We start from the raw sequence: 18,127 nt of genomic DNA on the forward strand, positions 1-18,127 counted from the left end.
AAACATAGATTAATTCGATAGGAATTATATATATAGGTTCAATTTGAACTTTACCGAAAGTTTGCCATTAAGTAAAATATATAATATTGATTGTCATGATTAAGATTTCTAATGACAAAACACGGATGAATAGGGGAGAGGGCACAAAAAAAGGAAAACGGATCACCGTTTTCCTCTTTTTCGCCTGCCTTACGCCGTTGGAAGTCCCATCACAGCTTTCACTTCTAAATATTCTTCGATACCGAAGTCTCCCCATTCTCTTCCGATACCAGACTGCTTAAAACCGCCAAATGGGGCAAAGTAATCTGTTTCAGCATTGTTAATGGTGATTTGACCGGCACGAATATGTTCAGCGACAAATTTTAATGTTTTTTCATCTTGACCAACAACATACCCGGCAAGACCATACACTGTATCGTTGGCGATCTCAAGGGCATGATCGAGGTCTTGGTACGTGATCACACTCATGACTGGCCCAAAGATTTCTTCTTGCGCAATGGTCATATCATTTTTCACATTGGTGAAAATGGTATGCTTGGCGAAATATCCTTTATCGATTCCGTCTGGCTTTCCAGTTCCCCCAGCAAGAAGGGTAGCACCTTCTTCGATTCCTTTTTCAATATAAGATTGCACCGTATCCCACTGCTTTTTAGAAACAAGCGGGCCAGTAGCGTGATCTTCTCTCGGATCACCAACTGTAAACTTCGGCAGGGCGTTCAGCAGCGCTTTTTCAAACTTGTCTTTCATTGATTCTGGAATCAGCACACGTGTAGCTGCAGAACACACTTGACCTGTATTCATCGCAATATGATGAATGGCTGTTTCTGCTGCTTCGTCCACATCTGCATCGTCTAAGACGATAAGAGGGGATTTTCCGCCAAGCTCAAGTGCTACTTTCTTCACATTGTCCGCTGCATTTTCCATAATTTTAGAGCCGACGGCACCTGATCCTGTAAATGAAACGAAGTCAATATCAGGATGTGAGCTAATGCCGTCACCAATCACGTCACCCGTTCCGTTTACTAAGTTGAAGACTCCTTTCGGTACACCTGCTTCATCAATAATTTCTGCAAGAATCATCGCAGCAAAAGGGGTAATTTCCGCTGGCTTTAAGACAACTGGTGAACCTGCCGCAATGGCACCCGCAATTTTAAGAGATGTCTGATTCGTCGGGAAGTTCCACGGTGTAATCAATCCGCTGACACCAATCGCCTCTTTTATAATCGTATGTCCACCGCGGTCTTCGGTAAATGTATAAGATTTCAGTGCTTCTGCTGCTTTAGAAAAATGTTCATAACCCATTTTGTAATGAACTTCTTCGGACACTTTCAATGGTGCACCAAGTTCTTGTGTCATCACTTCTACAAGCTCATCCTTACGTTTTTCGTACCCGCGCACAATGTTTTCCAGCATTTCTACTCGTTCATTTCGAGATGTTTTTGAGAAAGAAGGGAAGGCAGCTCGAGCTGCTTTGACAGCTTGATCTAAATCTTCTTTCGTTCCTAAACTAATGGTGCCAATGACTTCCTCTGTCGCAGGGTTAATGACCTCCGTCGTTTCGTTTCCTGTTGATGCGACCCATTCTCCATTAATAAAGTGTTTCTCTTGATTTCTCATTCTGACATGTCTCCTTTTTATATGTGATGCAATCCAATATTCTGTTTTCAGCTGATATAAAACTGTACCCACTGTGAAAAATCTAAAACGGAGAAACTGTAAAAGGGAAAGTTTCTGATATAATACGCAAAGTGGGACATATGTCCTTTTCAACATGAGGGCATCTATCATTTAATGGAACTAGACTGAAAAAAGAAGGAGCTTTTGAACGAATGAAAGGTGTTATTTTCGCATTATTAGGAGGCGCTTGTATTACACTGCAAGGCGTAGCCAACGCCAGAATTAGTCAAGATATCGGGACGTGGCAGGCAGCAACGATCACGCAGCTGACAGGGTTTATCATCTCTCTCGTCATTTTACTCATCGTACGGGATGGCCACTTTAAGGAATACAAAAAAGTGCAGCCTCTTTATTTAATTGGAGGTGCATTTGCAGCCATTATTATCTTTAATGAGGTCACTGCCATTCAAATCATTGGGGTGACACTCACCATCGCTGCTTTACTTATCGCACAGCTTGCGTTTACCTTTGCCATCGATGCAAAAGGATGGTTTGGTGTTCAGAAGAAAAAAATGAAATGGCCCCATTATGCAGGCATCTTTTTAATGATTGCAGGCGTCATCATCTTAAAACTATAAAGGAGGGCATCAGATGGAGGAGCTGCATGATGAATCTCTTTTTTCCTCTTATATGAAGATGCATCAGTTACAGAATGTCTTTCATCAAAAACTCATCTCACATGTGAGCTTGTGGCGTTATCAGCAAGGTGAGCTGATTTGTTCAAAAGGGGATAAAAGGGAGTATATGTACTTGCTGGTGAAAGGAAAATTAAAGATTTTCACCACCACAAAGGAAGGAAAAACGTTTATTCTTTGCTTTAAAAACCCTCTTGAAGCGATTGGAGATATTGAATACGTTCAGCAGACAGATATGGTCAATACAGTTGAAGCCGTTACAGAAGTACATATGCTCAGGATTTCTCATCAAGCCCTCATGCGGCATGCAAAGGACGATCCACGAGTTTTAGCCTTTTTGCTCAAGGGCATCACAAACAAATTTTATACAAAATCAAATGATTTAAGCTTCCACCTTTTATACCCTGTAGAGGTCAGGCTTGCAAGCTATTTATTGTCTGTTTTAACAGGTGATGATGACGCGCACGCACGCACGCTTCGCCTCACGGATGCAGCGAGCTTAATTGGAACAAGCTACCGCCATATTAATCGGGTCATTCAGCAGTTCCAAGAAAAAGGGCTGATTGAAAGGCGAAGAGGAAAGATTACGATTTGTGATCAAAAAGGGCTTTTAGAAATAGCAGAACACAACATTTATGAATAGAAGAAACGAAGGGACTTATATATGATCATAGGAATAATATTAGCTGTCACTGCTGGGGCACTTGTCAGCTTACAAACCATTTTTAATAGTAAAGTCAATGAGCATACAGGCTCTTGGTCAACAACGACGCTAGTTCTAGGAATGGGCTTTATCGCTTCACTTTTGATGGGTCTTTTGTTAGAAGGAACCGGCATGTTTCAATTAAGGCATATGGAAGCCTGGTACTGGATAAGCGGAGCCATCGGGGTAGGCGTTGTCATCTGTCTTGTTCAGAGCATCAAACGTCTCGGTCCCACTTATGGAATCTCGATTGTTCTCACCTCCCAGCTAGGTTGTGCGCTTCTATTTGATTCGCTTGGCTGGCTTGGGTTAGAAAAAGTAACATTTTCTTTTACAAAATTATTAGGTGTACTTGTCATTGTGGCAGGAATCCTCGTATTTAAGTTAACCAAGTTTGAACCAGTAGAAGAGGAGCAGTCAAAAGAAAAAGGGCTGCCACAAAAGTAGCTGCCCTTTTATTTAAATCAACCGCCGCCATAAAACCGTTATGGTAGATAAACCAGTTAAAAGGAGCCTTTTCATGAAAGGCTTTTTTTTCTGTCCATAGTCGCTTGCTTTATATTCTGTTCGATCTTTCGCTACGAGAACACTATAAGCGATTTTTCGTTCGATTGCTTCCGTAAGAGATAACGCAAATGGTGCACTATCAATCACCAAAATCGATTCAGTATTTAAAAAGCTGGATCTTGCATCTAGATTATATGTTCCAATAATACTTAAGTTATCATCAATGACCATTGATTTCGCGTGAATTGAATACGGCCCTTGATATTCATACAAATGAACACCCGTTTTCATGAGTTCCTTTTTCGTGCTTAAATATCCTGCAAATGCTAAAGGGTTTGGTGTCGCTGTAAGAGAATTTGTCACGACCGTCGTTTGAATATCACTTGGTAATGGCGTGAGTCCGTCTTTCATTGGCCGTGTCGGTATGACATAAGGCGTCTGGATCAGAACCGAACGCTTTGACCGCTGTGCGAGATCGTTTAACTTTTTCAAGACGAGCGGACGTTTATTTAAGCGTTCCACTGGATTTGTGAAAAATGCAATCTGCTTTGCACGAATGGCGTCTTTTGCCCAATCATATGTGGACGTGACAAAGGGTTCTTTTGTACGAATGGCTTCCTGATAAGATCGAAGTAGCTGTTTTCTTAGCTTTTTTCCTTTTTTCGCTTTTGCCTTGGAAAATACATCTTTTGTTCTTTTCGTAAAATCATGATTCCACAAATAAACGAAATACTGCTCCATTTCATCTAATACTTTTCCTTTTTTGGCGTTGTACAGCAGCACATCTCGGTCATACGCAAAGTCTTTCGGCGGCTGATCTGCAAAGTATTTATCACCAATATTTCTGCCGCCCATGACAGCGACCCTGCCATCTGCCAAAAGAAGCTTATCGTGAAGGCGGTTATGCCACGTCCATGGCTTGAACAAACGAAAAGGCTCATAAAAACGAATGGCCATATTCGGGTGATTCGCCACAGCATAACGCAAATGCTTCAGCGGTCCACGCAGGCTATGGCAAATGCCATCTAACAACAGCTGAACTTTTACTCCTCGATCAGCCGCTTCAATTAAAGCACCAAGCACCCATTCGGCGGTTTTTCCTTTTTGAATGGAATAATAACTCAAACGAATGTTCTTTTTAGCCTCTCGAATCATTTGAACTCTCACTTGACCTGATTCAAACCCGTCATCAAGCAGCATGACTTGATTTATGCCTTGGTCGTCTCCTGAGATGGAAGAAGCTTTATAGATGCAATGTTCTTTACATGTTTTTTGAAACGGTAAATAAAACAAGACAAATGCGGTCAAAAATACATACACCACATATAAAAAGATCAGAAAAAACAAGAATTGAAGCACAGTGATCAACTCCTTTCACACAAACCGTTCTTTTTCTTAGCTTATGTTAAAAACAAAATTTCACTCATCCAGCTTTCTAATAAAAAATACAGGATAAAAGAATCATCTTGTTTTCATAGGGCATTTAATTATAGTATGAAATGAGTAAGGGGGAATCGCATTGAATGAACCATTATTTAATATACCAAGTGATGTGTATCAAACGTTAAGTGAAACAGAACGTTATTTACTGCATTATATTCACCAGCATTTAGAGGATATCTCCACCTTATCCATCGTCACATTAAGTGAAAGAGCCAACGTGTCGACGGCGACCATTGTCAGACTGATGAAGAAAATCGGATACAACGGCTATACATCCTTTAAATATCGATTGAAACAAGAAAAGAAAATGACAGATGATAGTGATCAACTAAAAAATATTGACGAAGACATCAAACTAGCCATTCGAAAAAATGAAGAAGAGGTCTTAAAGACGATTCAACTGCAAAGTATTGGGCAAATTGAGGATGCAGTTCAAAAAATCCACGATGCGGACAAAATTTATATTTTTGGCAGAGGCTTTTCAGAGATGATCGCCAAAGAGATGACCATCAAATTGCAGCTCATCGGGAAAACATGTGAAGTTCATGACGACCCGAATATCATTCGGCTCAAATCGCGTGACATTGATAAAAACGAACTTGCCATCTTTGTTTCATTAAATGGAGAAACGTCTGAACTAGTAGAAGCCTGCCAAAACCTCAGTATGAAGCAGGTCACGACCATTACGGTCACAACGAGAATTGATTCTACATTAAGTAAAATATCAGATATGACACTCGTCGGATATAAAGGGGAACAATCATTCTTCCCAGATTATGAAGTCAGGTCCCGCCTGTCGCTTCATGTCATTGCCCGCATTTTACTAGACGCCTATGTGATTCGGATGAAATAAACACTCAAAAAGCCTTCCACACTTTATGATGGGAGGCTTTTTACCGTGAAAACCTTTACACAATCTGAAAACATTTTCACTGAATCGTATGAGATACTTTCTTTAGAGAAAAGAAAGAAGGTGAAACCAATTGATTTATACCTGCACCTTAAATCCTGCTATTGACCTATATATTGCATTAAAAGAAATGCGGGCAGATACAGTCAACCGTACGGAAGATGAAGATTATCAGCCGAATGGAAAAGGTGTTAATGTCTCCATTATGCTAAAGAAATATGGCTTCACCAGCACTGCATTAGGATTTATTGCTGGGTTTTCAGGTTCATATATTGAACAATCGTTAAAAGATCTTTCCATTCAAACCGATTTTATCCCAGTGGATGGGATTACACGCATTAATGTATTTATTAACACAACGGAAGAATACAAGCTTGTGAATCAAGGACCTGCTATTGAGGCAAAAGCGCTTGATGCCTTTCGCGAAAAAATCTCGACCATTCCAAAAGGCAGCATCTTCATTATGTCAGGCAGTCTGCCTAAAGGCGTTCCTGCTAGCATTTTCTCAGAGATAGCCGCTATTTGTCATCAAAACAACGTGAAATTTATTTTAGACACAAGCTCTAAAGCGGTTTTAGAGACTCTTCAGTACAAACCATATTTACTAAAACCAAATGAAGAAGAGATTGCCGCATTTTTTGGAAAAACCCACCGTTTATCAGAAACAGAACTCGTTGAATCAGGACGAAAGCTGATCGAGATGGGTGCAGAGCAAGTACTCATTTCCCGAGGAGGAGAAGGTGCACTATTCCTTACAAACGAAGCCGTATTAAAAGGAAATGCACCAATAGGAACGGTCGTAAACACGGCTTGTTCTGGTGATGCCATGCTCGCTGCATTCCTAAGTAAACAGCTGGAAGGACAACCACATGAAGAATGCTTACGCTACGGCATTGCAACAGGGGCATCTACCGCCTTTTCAAAAGGGTTAAGTGATTTACATGACATTGATTCATTAATTGAGCAAATACACATTCAGAACATATAAGGGGGAGTTCACATGAGCCGCAAGAAAATTGTCGCTGCCACTGGCTGTCCAACAGGCATTGCGCACACATTTATGGCAGCTGAGGCATTAAAAATCGCAGCTGAGCAATTAGGGGTCGACATCAAAGTTGAAACGCATGGTCAAGTAGGAATTGAAAACGCTTTAACGGATCAAGACATTTTGGAGGCCGATGGTGTCATTGTCGCTGCTGACAAAGATGTGAATACAGATCGTTTTCACGGCAAACCACTCATTGAAGTACCTGTAGCAAAGGGTATTCGCACACCAAACGAACTGATTCAAGGCATTATCAATGGAGAAGCTCCCGTTCATCAAGTGAAAGGAAGAGCTTCTGGAACAGAAAAACCATCTGCGCCTTCATCAGCTCAACAAAAGTCAGCGAATAAGTGGATACACACCATCTACAAACATTTAATGAACGGTGTATCACACATGCTTCCATTTGTTGTTGGGGGCGGTGTCTTAATCGCTTTATCTTTTCTATTCGGTATTTACTCAGCTGACCCTCAGCATGAAACGTATCATCCGTTCGCTGCCTACTTGAAAAACATTGGCGGACTCGGCTTTAGCTTAATGGTGCCTATTTTAGCAGCATTTATCGCTGATTCAATCGCCAAACGCCCAGGGATGGTTGTCGGATTTATCGGTGGCTTGCTTGCAAACGATGGAGGCGCTGGATTCTTAGGTGGTATTATCGCAGGTTTTGCAGCAGGGTATATCATCGTACTTCTTCAATTCCTGCTTCAAAAATTACCAGCATCACTTGACGGATTAAAATCAATTTTCCTCTATCCTGTTATCGGTATTTTCTTAATTGGGGCTGTCATGACCCCGCTATTAGTTCCAATCACAGGGCTAAATCATTCATTAATGGATTTTCTCTCATCAGTTCAATCCACAAATCCATTGCTTTTAGGTTTAATTGTTGGAGCCATGTGTGGATTTGATATGGGAGGACCTTTTAACAAAGCAGCCTATGTCACAGGAACGGCTTTACTCGCAGAAGGTAACCTTTACTTCATGGCAGGGGTGTCAGCAGCATGTATCACACCACCGCTTATCATTGCGATTGCCACAACGATTTTCCGAAAACATTTTACACCACAAGAACGAAATGCTGGGATGATCAACTATATTCTCGGAGCGACTCATATTACCGAAGGAGCCATTCCATTTGCGGCCAAAAACCCAGTCGTTGTCCTGCCAATTATCATGTTTGGTTCCGCCATCTCTGCTATATTGACGTATCTCTTTGGCGTACAGGTTCCTGCTCCGCATGGTGGATTCCTTGTCCTTCCAGTCGTCACAGGCGCATTTCAGTGGGTGCTTTCCATACTCATCGGCTCACTTGTAGGTGCGATTCTATACGGACTTTACCGCAAGAAAATAGACAAACCCGCAGTTTAATAGGGAGGAAGAGAAATGATGGAACATATTTATATGAATCTACATGAAACAGCTTCTTCACAGGCTGGCGTTTTCGCAGCCATAGCTGACATTGCCTCTGAAGCAGGGATTTCTACATCTCCTGAGGCAGTCAAAAAAGGACTAGCTGAAAGAGAAGCTCTGAGTACAACCGGCTTTCAAGATGGATTTGCCATTCCGCATACACAGTCAGACGCCATCACAAAACCGGCACTCGTCATCGTCCGTACAGAAACCGGAATCGAATGGGACGCTTTTGATGGGAAGCCTTGCTTTTTCTTCTTATCCTTACTCATCCCAAAAAGTGAAGCAGGAACCACTCATTTACAAGCACTTTCTGCTCTTTCACGCGGATTAATGGATGAAACGAAACGGCAAAAACTGCTCGAAACAAGAACAAATGAAGAAATGCTCACTTTATTAAAAACAGAGATTTTGACAAGAGAGGATGTTTGACCATGCCTTTACTTTCCACAACACCTATGCTTGAAGCAGCAAAAAAAGAAAAATACGGAATTGTCGCATTCAATGTACATTCCTTTGATAGTATTTACTGGGTACTTGAAACGGCAGCTGAATTAAAATCACCTGTCATTTTGCAAACAACGGTTGGCACGGTCCAATCGCTTGGCGCAAAAGCCATTGCAGATACAGTAAAGGCGGCAGCTGATCAATACCAAATCCCAATCGGCCTTCATCTCGATCATTGCACTGATTTTGATGTGATTCTTACTTGTATACGAGTAGGATATACATCCGTGATGATCGATGCTTCCATGCATTCATATGAAGAAAATGTACGCCGCACAAAAGAAGTGGTGGACCTTGCCTTAAAAGTAGGTGTGAATGTAGAAGCCGAGTTAGGCAAGGTAGGCGGGGTAGAAGATGATATTGTCGTGGATGAAAAAGATGCTGAAAAAGCCATTCCATCAGAATGCCGTCAATTTGTAGAAGAAACTGGTGTACCTACTTTAGCACCTGCGATCGGCACGGCCCACGGCATCTATAAAGGGGTGCCGGATATCGACTTTGACCGCATTGAACAAATTGCAGCGCTTGTCGAAGTGCCACTTGTCCTTCATGGTGGTTCAGCTGTACCAGATGAGGATGTCAAAAGATGTGTCGCACTCGGTATGGCAAAGGTCAATGTGTCCACTGAACTGAAAAATGCATACTCTGAAGCGATTCGTGATCATTTCTCAAACGAACCTGAAAGCTTAGATCCGCGTATGTATTTACAAAAAGCAAAACAAGCAGCCAAAGACATGGTCACATCTAAAATAAAGATCGTTGGCAGTGAAGGAAAAGCCCAACTTTTATATCAATAAGATGAAAAAAAGCAGAGCCGCATCGCTCTGCTTTTTTTACATTATTCGCTATTCGCTTTCTTTCATTTCATTTGATGTACGTACTCGTGCATTTCCCATAAATACGACCGTAATCGCCGCAAGTGCAATCGGGAATAAAGCAATCATAAATACATACGTAATACTTTGTGACATCGCATCAATCACTTTATTTAAAATATCAGGCGGAATTTGTGAGCGTGCCCCCTCTTGGAAAATGGCTTGTGGGTCACCAACTTGAGAAGAAGCTCCTTTCATTCCGCTAAAAGCATCTGCTAAACGATTTGTCAGGACATTGGTTTGAATCGTTCCAAAAATCGTCACGCCTAAAGTCATCCCAAGTGATCTCATGAATGAATTGGTAGAATTAGCACTGCCGCGGTAGCGCGGAGAGAGATCATTCATTGAAGCAGATGGTAGAAGGGAGAAGCTAAATCCAACGCCAAAACCTGAAATCATCATAAAGAGCGTAAGCCACAATCTTGCTGTATCAGGCGACATATTGGCAAGCAGCAGCATCCCAGCAAAAAATGAAATCACAGAGATGGTCATTAATCGTCTAAAAGGTACTTTCGTCTGCATCGTTCCACCAATCATACTGCCAATCACAGACCCAATCATCATCGGTGTTAAAATGAACCCGGCACTTGTTGCAGATTCACCGTACACCGCCTGGACGAAGATAGGAATAAAGACAGCTAGAATAATAAACGTCCCGCCATATAAAAACGCCAAAATTTGAGATGTCGCAAACAAACGATTTTTAAACATCCAAAATGAAATAATCGGTTCTTCTGCCTTTCGTTCAACAATGAAGAAGATGGTGCCGAAGACTACAAACACAGAAAATAGTGTCAAGATTTGAACAGAATCCCATGCATACGATTTGCCGCCAAGCTCAAGGGCGAACATTAAACTGACAACCGCAACAACAAGTGTAATGGCACCTGACCAGTCAATTTTCTGCTTGCGATGCTCGAGCGATTCTTGATAAAATTTGGCGATCAAGAACACACTGACAATACCAATTGGTACGTTAATATAAAACACCCAATGCCAGCCGATCGAATCCGTAATAATTGCTCCTAACAGCGGTCCTAATACACTGGATAGACCAAAAACTGCACCAAACATACCGGACATTTTCCCGCGCTTTTCTGGCGGGAAGATATCAAAGATAATCGTGAAAGCGATCGGAAGAAGAGCACCGCCTCCAAGTCCTTGAATCGCACGGTAAATAATGAGCTGATCCATTGTTTGTGCGATGCCACACAGCGCAGATCCAATTAAAAAGAAAATAAGTCCAAACAGAAAAAAACGCTTTCGACCATACATATCTGAAAGCTTTCCATAAATCGGCATACCGGCCATCACTGCCACCATGTAAGAAGCAGTCACCCAAGCAAATTTATCAAAACTGCCCAAATCGGCGACGATGCTTCCCATTGCTGTTGCGACAATGGTGTTGTCCATCGCTGCCATAAAAATCCCTAACAGCAAACCGATGACAACAAAGCGAGTGGATGCCTTGCCTTTATGATCCACGTTATTCATTTCATTTACCTCCTGCTTACGTTCTCTTCACTTTTTTGCTATGATCAAGTTAATTATAAAGTAAGAGAACATTTATCTTGATGATCAAGATAAATTGATTTTAAAGGGAGGAGAACAAGTTGTCAACAAAGAACGAGGCAGAAGATCGAGCGGACCAGATCATTCATACGATGAGACGCCTTGCTACACGAACAGTCCTATTTCACCAAGCAGCCGCTCAATCGCTCGGCCTTTTCCCAACAGATCTCAAATCAGCAGATTTGTTAAACGAACTTGGACCACTCACAGCAGGTGAATTAAGTGAAAAAACCGGTCTTAGCTCAGGTGCGGTCACCGCTCTCATTGACCGGTTAGAAAAAGCAGGCTACGTCAAAAGGGAGAAGGACCCAAAAGACAAGCGAAGAGTCATCATTGTTCCATTAACGGCTGGGAAATCACAGGTGAAACAACTCTTTCTATCTTTATCGGCATCCACCAAAAAACTCACAAATGAATACAAGCCAGAAGAATTGGATTTAATCATTCAATTCATTTCAGAAGCAGCTGAAATAATGGATCAAGAGCTGCAATTGCTTAAGTCTAAATCGTAAGAAAGCACACTGATGCGTTAACTATACCGAAATAAGTAAAGCGAGAAATGAACGAAAACAACAAAGATGCTCTCATTGCATCTCTAAAAAGAAAAAACAAAAAGTTGGAAGAGGAAAATAGGCAATTAAGAGAGCAACTGAAAGTAGCATATGCAGATGTCTATAAAAATTTATAAGAGAGAACAACGTTCACCCTCCTTCAACTAACGGAGCAGTATAGCGCAAGAAGAAGTTGATGAAATAATGATAAGTATATTAGGATGCTTATCCTAAAAAGGGGAGGTATAACAGAAAGTGGAGATTATAAAGTTTAAGGAAACTGATACAAAAGAGATTATTTCATTGTTTTATGAAACAGTTCATTCCGTAAATTCAAAAGATTATTCCCAAGTACAATTGGATGCTTGGGCACCAAGAGATGAAAAAGAATCTAAAATGAATTCTTGGAAGGAATCATTGAGTCAAAATATAACATTTGTTGCTAAAGTGAATGGTAAAGTTGTTGGTTTTAGCGATTTAACGCATACCGGGTACTTAGATAGACTATTCGTTCATAAAGATTATCAAGGACAAGGTATAGCCACAGCTTTAGTTGATATGCTCGAATCTGAGGCAAAGAAACTAAAGCTTTTAGAAATTGATACCGAAGCAAGTATCACAGCTAAGCCATTTTTTGAACATCTAGGTTACAAAATTGTTTGTTCACAAACTGTGGAAAAAAAGGGGGTTAAGTTGGCTAATTTTAAAATGCTAAAAAAAATAAAATAATCATTTTTTTGTTATGCTAACAGGTGCGTTAGTTTAAGAAGAAAGGGTATAACATATTCGTTATATAAAATATGTTATACCCTTTAATAGACAAGAAAAATGAACCGAATATGTTGTCCAGAAAGAAGAACCTGCGGACGCTGATCATTGAGCACTTAAAATGCCTTGATTGGTGTCCGTTTTTTGAAGAAACGCACCTTTCTCTGATTAAATAGAAGCTGTTTTTGTATCTTTATTCCTATTTCATGACATTCCTTGTGTTGGTAAAATTGACCTTGTCAATGAATAGGAAGGAGTGAATTCTGCTGGGGAAGATACTTGATGCAAAAGCACTAACCAGTGCCATGGATACAAGGTCAAAACACTATCAGGAACTCCGCGAACAAATGGTAGATTTAAAAAAGGCATTACAAGGTGTTGCCAACCTCGGTGATGATTTCACTGGAAAAGGTGCCGATAACATTAAAAGCTTCTATAAAGAACTCGCTGGAAATGTAGACATGTTTATTAGCTTTATTGATAAGCAAAAAGCCTTTCATGAAGGTGTTTCTGGGACACTGGATGATACGAGCTTTGGCGGCGATACCTTTATAGAGGAACACTTTTTAGACAATGCAGTACATATGGGCATCAAGAATGCAAAAAGCATTGTGAAAGATCAAAAACAGGCACTCAAAACGATTTTTCAAGATATTGATGACCTCATTTCCCTAGAGGTATTTGATAGCCAAACCTTTGATGAAAAAATAGAAGATGCGGAAGATGAACGAAAAAAGACGGTCAAAGAACTAAGAGAGCTTGATCAAAATTTAAAAGATGAATATGCTTTGTCAGAGACGGAGCAGCAAGCTACAATGGCATTGTACGCAGAAATGATCAATGCCACAAATGACGGAAAATCCATTTCGCCTATGAATTTTGACAAGAAAGCGTATCAAAAGAGCGAAATCTACAAGGCAAAAAGCGATATTGAGAAGCAAACTTCTGAATATCTAAAAATCAAAAAAGATCAAGAAGAAGCTCGCGAGATCGCAAAGGAACAGGAAGCGCTCGCCAACCGTCCGTGGTATGAAAAAGCCCTTGATTACGGTGGGAATATCGTTAATGAGCTGACAGGCGTGAACGATGCAAAACGTGCCGCAACAGGTGTCGATCCGATCACAGGTGAAGAACTCACCGCAGGACAGCGAGTCGCCGCAGGCGGCATGGCAGCAGCAGGCTACATCCCGATCGTCGGATGGGCAGGACGTATTTTCAAAGGCGGTAAAGCCGTTTATAAAACGACTCAAGCCACGTCCGCCGCAGTCAGAGCGGTCGACATTTACAAGACATCACAGAAGTCTTTTGACGCCCTGAAAACGTCTCAAAAAGGCTTATATGGCCTCACCGCAACAAACGGCTTCAGCGAAGCGATTACGGGTCGAGATATGTTTGGAAATAAGATCTCGAAAGAACAACAGGAAGCGAGTATGAATGCGGCGCTGGGGATGCTTTTGCCGTTTGGGGCAAAAGGGTTTCATGGGAAGATAGGTTTAAGTTCTCAAAGTCCAGAAGGATTTAATCGAAAAAGGGCTTTGCGACACGCTAAGGATTTAGGGGGGATACCTAGGTCTCAACAGCCTACTCGTCAATGGCAAGTAGGAGATAATGTTTTTAAGAAAGGGCAAGAATATCGTAATTATGAGTACAGTTCTAACCATACTCACCATGGCCGGTACTATGAATTTGATACCCCAAAAGGAAAAAGAGTTATAGTGCAACATACTAATGATGGAAAATTACACACTCACGCAGGGAAACCAAAAGAGGGTGCAGATCCATTTAATTATGATTTTAAAAAAGAAAGATATTCAAATATATATGGACCAAATGGTGATCACCATATCTATTACAATGAATAACGAGGTATGAAAAATATGGCATATAAAAATGAAAAAATACAGAAAAAAATTGCTTTGATGAATGCTAAAAAGAAAATACAACATTTAGCATATATTGAGGTAATTGATTTTGAAGATGATACTTCTCAATGGCTAAAATTATGTGAAACAGTATTAAAACAATTTCGTCAAATAGATTCAACACCTTCCGAAATATTAACAAATACAGACAAAGACTCGATTATGACTTGGTTAAAAAATTCATTAGATTTTCTCAAAGAGAAAAAAGAATGGTTTATTTTAATTGAAAATGACCCTTTTCCTGTTTGGGCAAATGTAAAAGCTTTAGATTTCGATAAGGCAATTGAAGAAATTTGGCTATTTTCAGAGAATCATAGCATCATTGTAGCAGATAAAATAACAGGTAAAATTGCTCAAATATTTTCAGAAGAAAAACACTTTGAACTTCATATTGGAAACTGCGCAATTTAATTGTAAGCAAGATTAATTGATCAAAGAGCAGAACCACAACCTGTTTTCTATGAGATGAAGGTTTTTAAACTCGACTATTTAAACTGATAATTTTAATGATAATAGGTGATTCAATGAATGAGAGCTCTAGTTATTTAAAGAAGTTAGAAGATTTTTTAGGTGGGACATTTCATCAGGATATTGATTCACCAGAGGAAGCGTTAGATGAGTTTATCCATGAAGCTAGCAAAGAATGTCTGCTGTCTACTATAAAGGATTGTCAGGGTTTTTTGAATAGTACTCTAACAATACAAAAAAAAGAAAGCTTTATTGAAAATAATGCAGAAATATACTTTCCGGCGATCTCATTAAACCCTATACAGTGGTTTAATCAAATAATAGAGGAAATGAAAAAAGCAGTGAAAATGCAGTAACAAAATGAACCTTGATTGGCTAATACCTTTCAAGGTTTTTTGTGTTGATTGAACTTCATACCGAAAAAAGTGGAGATAAAAATAGAAAGTTGAAGTGGTATTTTGATAAAGAGTCGATTCACAACATTCAATTATGAAATTCACGCTCTAAGTTTCAAACAAAATCGTTCATGAACCACCAATCTTATTCCCATGCTTCTTTTAATAAACAAATACCTCTTTCGATTTGTTCAAGAGAAAGGTTTGCGAAACCGAGCAGTATGTGCGGTTGTACAGGTGGATTTTCGATAAATAAATGACTTGTTGGATAAACTTTAACATGCTGTTGAAGAGCTTTTTCAATTAATTCTTTTTCGGAATAGGGAGTGTGTATACGTAACATGATATATAACCCTGCATTGTCACCAATGATCTCAATTTGTTTTCCAAATAAATGTTGAACTTGTTGTACCAATAAATTCATTTTCCTTTTATAAGTATTGCGCATACGCTTAATATGTTTTGTCCATTCACCACTTTTCATAAATTCAGTCATGGTCAGTTGGTGCAATAACGAAGCATTATGTTCGAAATGTTCAAATTTGCTCATATAGATATTGATTAATGAATCAGGTAACACCATATATGCTAATCGTATAGCTGGTAGAAATGCTTTTGAAAACGTACCAAAATAAATGACATGTGCAGCATCTAAAGAGGCTAAAGCAGGAAATGGTTTTTGTCCATATCGAAATTCTCCATCGTAATCGTCCTCTAATAAGAAACCGTTATTTGATCGTACCCATTGAATCAATTCAATTCTCTGTTGAATCGATAGTGCAGTACCAGTAGGATATTGATGTGAAGGTGTTATGTACAATAATTTCCCGCTTTTATTTACGAGTGAGTCCAATAATACACCTTGTTTTGATGCAGGAATACTTTCAATCTCAAATCCATGTAAATGACAGACCTCACGTACACCGCTATAACCAGGGTTTTCAACAATCATACTAGAAAAACGTTCTTTTAATAGAAATCCCAAATACAACAGTAGTTGCTGTGTATTACTTCCAACGATAATATTTTTGAGGTTAATGATCATACCTCTGGCTTGAAATAAATAATCAGCCAGTTCTTGTTTAAACCCCGGTTCTCCAAAAGGATCTCCGTATTGAAAGCTAATGGATTGCTGCAGCACTTTGTTGGAGATTTGCCGCCAAACTTTTAAAGGGAATTGTTCCTCATCAACAGTACTTGCTTTGAAATCAATGAAATCGATCAATTGTATTGGTTCATTTCTAGGTACTTCTGGAATAGAGGTTTGAAGAAATATCGGTTCAAATTCATTGACACTATAGCTTTTACGCTCATTGGCTTGAATATATCCTTCAGCTAATAATTGATCATATGCTTGTAGTGTAGTGTGGCGACTAACACCTAGGTCATTGGCTAGTGAACGAATGGAAGGAAGATTTTCTCCTGTTTTTAACTTTCCCTCCTCGATTAATTTTTTAAATTGCTCATAAATTTGTTTATATTTTGGTTGATTGGCACTGAAAGGGAAAATATAATGTTTCATTTCTTCATTCCTCCCTTCTGACATTTAATAAAGTATAAATCTGTACATTTTTACATGTCAGAATATCAATTATTATACTACTAATTGATATGAAAAGGGGATAGAAGAGTGGATATAGTAAGAGCTAATGAAAATGATTTAAAACAAGTTTCGGTTCTATTTGATCAATATCGCCAATTTTATAAACAGACTTCTAATATAGAAGGTGCTTATCATTTTCTAGTGGAACGATACCGTAAACAAGAGTCTATTTTGTTTGTTGCAAAGCAAGGTGAACAATATGTAGGATTTGTACAACTGTATCCCACATTTTCATCTGTTGCGATGAAAGATGCGTTCATTTTAAATGATTTGTTTGTTATAAACGATTTTCGTCAAAAGGGGGTAGGTAAGCAATTGATGAAAAAAGCATTTTCATTTGCAAACGATAAAGGAGCCCGATTTATCTGTTTAGAAACAGCGACTTCTAATATAAAAGCACAACAATTGTATGAAAAAATGGGGATGACAAGCGATTCTTCAACTCAGCACTATATTTATTATTGGGATTGAACACAGAAGAATGAATTTTTGGTATGGCAGAAAATTTAATATAACTCGGTCAAAAAAAGATGAAGATGCTTTGTCAGAGACGGATCAGCAAGCTACAATGGCATTGTACACTGAATTGATTGCAACAAAATGACAAAACAGCGATTCCTATGGATTTTGACAAGAAAGACTTAAAAAAACACAAAGGGGGGGTAATTTTATTGAATTCTTATGATGAAGATCTAATAAAGGATTTGGAATTAAAAGACCTTCTTAAATATGTCAAAGTACATAAAAAACCAAAAATTTATTTAGATTTAATAGAACAAGAATTTGATTTTGCTGGTTCAAAAATAGATTGGTTACAAACCAATAAACATTATAGTAAGAGCTCAAATCATGAATCGTTACTTTCTGATGCTCTTCTCTTTATAACTGAATTAAAAGAAAAATATTTAGATAATAACTTACAAGTAATTTACATAGGGGATAACCTTACAGAGTTTGGGTACCAGTTTGAATTAAAACATCTAGAAGAGTTACTAGTCTATTTTTTAGATATCCCACAGCACCACTACTTTATATCATTAGAAGGTGATTGGAGTATTTGTATTTCATTTGAAAACGATTTGGATTTCGGATTTAGTTTAAACAAAAAATAAGTTTAAGCGTCACATATAGGA

The 18,127-nt window shown here is 39.2% G+C and carries 18 protein-coding genes and 2 pseudogenes; 16 read left to right on the forward strand and 4 right to left on the reverse strand.

Features of this window, described 5'->3' with window-relative positions:
• Nucleotides 1-189 precede the first annotated feature (189 nt).
• Nucleotides 190-1,617, reverse strand: coding sequence for an aldehyde dehydrogenase family protein (locus tag ACSBQP_RS03570; protein ID WP_025207453.1), 1,428 nt, complete (start codon nucleotides 1,615-1,617; stop codon nucleotides 190-192).
• Between the two features lie 212 nt (nucleotides 1,618-1,829).
• Between ACSBQP_RS03570 and ACSBQP_RS03575 the strand changes: the two genes are divergently transcribed.
• The 3 genes from ACSBQP_RS03575 to ACSBQP_RS03585 are packed head-to-tail and all read left to right on the forward strand — an operon-like array spanning nucleotide 1,830 to nucleotide 3,462.
• Nucleotides 1,830-2,255 (forward strand): DMT family transporter, encoded by a 426-nt coding sequence (locus tag ACSBQP_RS03575; protein ID WP_008343684.1) that lies wholly within the window; start codon nucleotides 1,830-1,832, stop codon nucleotides 2,253-2,255.
• A 13-nt stretch (nucleotides 2,256-2,268) separates the two neighbouring features.
• A complete protein-coding gene (locus ACSBQP_RS03580; protein ID WP_025207452.1) occupies nucleotides 2,269-2,955 on the forward strand; it encodes a Crp/Fnr family transcriptional regulator in 687 nt (228 codons plus the stop codon).
• A gap of 21 nt (nucleotides 2,956-2,976) precedes the next feature.
• A complete protein-coding gene (locus tag ACSBQP_RS03585) occupies nucleotides 2,977-3,462 on the forward strand; it encodes a DMT family transporter (protein WP_017359528.1) in 486 nt (161 codons plus the stop codon).
• A gap of 12 nt (nucleotides 3,463-3,474) precedes the next feature.
• Here the strand turns inward: ACSBQP_RS03585 and ACSBQP_RS03590 are convergent, their stop codons facing one another.
• Complete coding sequence (locus ACSBQP_RS03590) at nucleotides 3,475-4,881, reverse strand: phospholipase D-like domain-containing protein (RefSeq protein ID WP_025207451.1); 1,407 nt, start codon at nucleotides 4,879-4,881, stop codon at nucleotides 3,475-3,477.
• Between the two features lie 160 nt (nucleotides 4,882-5,041).
• Here ACSBQP_RS03590 and ACSBQP_RS03595 point away from each other — a divergent pair, with 160 nt between their 5' ends.
• The 5 genes from ACSBQP_RS03595 to ACSBQP_RS03615 all read left to right on the forward strand — a co-directional run bounded on the left by ACSBQP_RS03595 (nucleotide 5,042) and on the right by ACSBQP_RS03615 (nucleotide 9,637).
• Entirely contained in the window at nucleotides 5,042-5,818 is a 777-nt protein-coding gene (locus ACSBQP_RS03595) for a MurR/RpiR family transcriptional regulator (RefSeq protein WP_007499235.1), read from the forward strand.
• Nucleotides 5,819-5,948: 130 nt separating this feature from the next.
• Nucleotides 5,949-6,863 carry a 1-phosphofructokinase gene (gene pfkB / locus ACSBQP_RS03600; RefSeq protein WP_025207450.1) on the forward strand — a complete coding sequence of 305 codons (915 nt, stop codon included), beginning with the start codon at nucleotides 5,949-5,951 and terminating at the stop codon, nucleotides 6,861-6,863.
• A 12-nt stretch (nucleotides 6,864-6,875) separates the two neighbouring features.
• Entirely contained in the window at nucleotides 6,876-8,291 is a 1,416-nt protein-coding gene (locus ACSBQP_RS03605) for a PTS fructose transporter subunit IIC (RefSeq protein WP_035391864.1), read from the forward strand.
• Nucleotides 8,292-8,306: 15 nt separating this feature from the next.
• Nucleotides 8,307-8,765, forward strand: coding sequence for a PTS sugar transporter subunit IIA (locus ACSBQP_RS03610; RefSeq protein ID WP_435028195.1), 459 nt, complete (start codon nucleotides 8,307-8,309; stop codon nucleotides 8,763-8,765).
• Nucleotides 8,766-8,767: 2 nt separating this feature from the next.
• Entirely contained in the window at nucleotides 8,768-9,637 is an 870-nt protein-coding gene (locus ACSBQP_RS03615) for a class II fructose-bisphosphate aldolase (protein WP_435028196.1), read from the forward strand.
• Between the two features lie 41 nt (nucleotides 9,638-9,678).
• Here the strand turns inward: ACSBQP_RS03615 and ACSBQP_RS03620 are convergent.
• Nucleotides 9,679-11,209: pseudogene (locus tag ACSBQP_RS03620) on the reverse strand (MDR family MFS transporter).
• 119 nt (nucleotides 11,210-11,328) lie between these two features.
• Between ACSBQP_RS03620 and ACSBQP_RS03625 the strand changes: the two are divergent.
• The 6 genes and pseudogenes from ACSBQP_RS03625 (at nucleotide 11,329) to ACSBQP_RS03650 (ending at nucleotide 15,352) form a co-directional block, all read left to right on the forward strand.
• Nucleotides 11,329-11,799, forward strand: coding sequence for a MarR family winged helix-turn-helix transcriptional regulator (locus ACSBQP_RS03625; protein ID WP_144741006.1), 471 nt, complete (start codon nucleotides 11,329-11,331; stop codon nucleotides 11,797-11,799).
• Between the two features lie 35 nt (nucleotides 11,800-11,834).
• A pseudogene (locus tag ACSBQP_RS03630) lies at nucleotides 11,835-11,975 on the forward strand (DUF6262 family protein); the annotation flags it as partial.
• 118 nt (nucleotides 11,976-12,093) lie between these two features.
• The gene (locus ACSBQP_RS03635; protein WP_017359536.1) at nucleotides 12,094-12,567 is read left to right on the forward strand and encodes a GNAT family N-acetyltransferase; all 474 of its coding nucleotides are present in this window, start codon (nucleotides 12,094-12,096) and stop codon (nucleotides 12,565-12,567) included.
• A 302-nt stretch (nucleotides 12,568-12,869) separates the two neighbouring features.
• Entirely contained in the window at nucleotides 12,870-14,468 is a 1,599-nt protein-coding gene (locus tag ACSBQP_RS03640) for a T7SS effector LXG polymorphic toxin (RefSeq protein WP_272878811.1), read from the forward strand.
• A 15-nt stretch (nucleotides 14,469-14,483) separates the two neighbouring features.
• Complete coding sequence (locus ACSBQP_RS03645; RefSeq protein WP_017359538.1) at nucleotides 14,484-14,939, forward strand: hypothetical protein; 456 nt, start codon at nucleotides 14,484-14,486, stop codon at nucleotides 14,937-14,939.
• Between the two features lie 113 nt (nucleotides 14,940-15,052).
• Entirely contained in the window at nucleotides 15,053-15,352 is a 300-nt protein-coding gene (locus ACSBQP_RS03650) for a contact-dependent growth inhibition system immunity protein (protein WP_017359539.1), read from the forward strand.
• Between the two features lie 184 nt (nucleotides 15,353-15,536).
• On the opposite strand, the gene ACSBQP_RS03655 is transcribed toward ACSBQP_RS03650, so the two are convergent.
• The gene (locus ACSBQP_RS03655; protein ID WP_099496539.1) at nucleotides 15,537-16,913 is read right to left on the reverse strand and encodes a PLP-dependent aminotransferase family protein; all 1,377 of its coding nucleotides are present in this window, start codon (nucleotides 16,911-16,913) and stop codon (nucleotides 15,537-15,539) included.
• A 108-nt stretch (nucleotides 16,914-17,021) separates the two neighbouring features.
• On the opposite strand from ACSBQP_RS03655, the gene ACSBQP_RS03660 reads away from it, so the two are divergent.
• Nucleotides 17,022-17,465, forward strand: coding sequence for a GNAT family N-acetyltransferase (locus ACSBQP_RS03660; protein ID WP_046343687.1), 444 nt, complete (start codon nucleotides 17,022-17,024; stop codon nucleotides 17,463-17,465).
• A gap of 200 nt (nucleotides 17,466-17,665) precedes the next feature.
• On the forward strand, nucleotides 17,666-18,106 hold the full coding sequence (locus ACSBQP_RS03665; RefSeq protein WP_039963523.1) for a hypothetical protein: 441 nt from the start codon (nucleotides 17,666-17,668) through the stop codon (nucleotides 18,104-18,106).
• Nucleotides 18,107-18,127 lie beyond the last annotated feature (21 nt).

It is taken from the genome of Bacillus sp. G402, assembly GCF_051172515.1.
Lineage (GTDB): Bacteria > Bacillota > Bacilli > Bacillales > Bacillaceae > Bacillus > Bacillus altitudinis.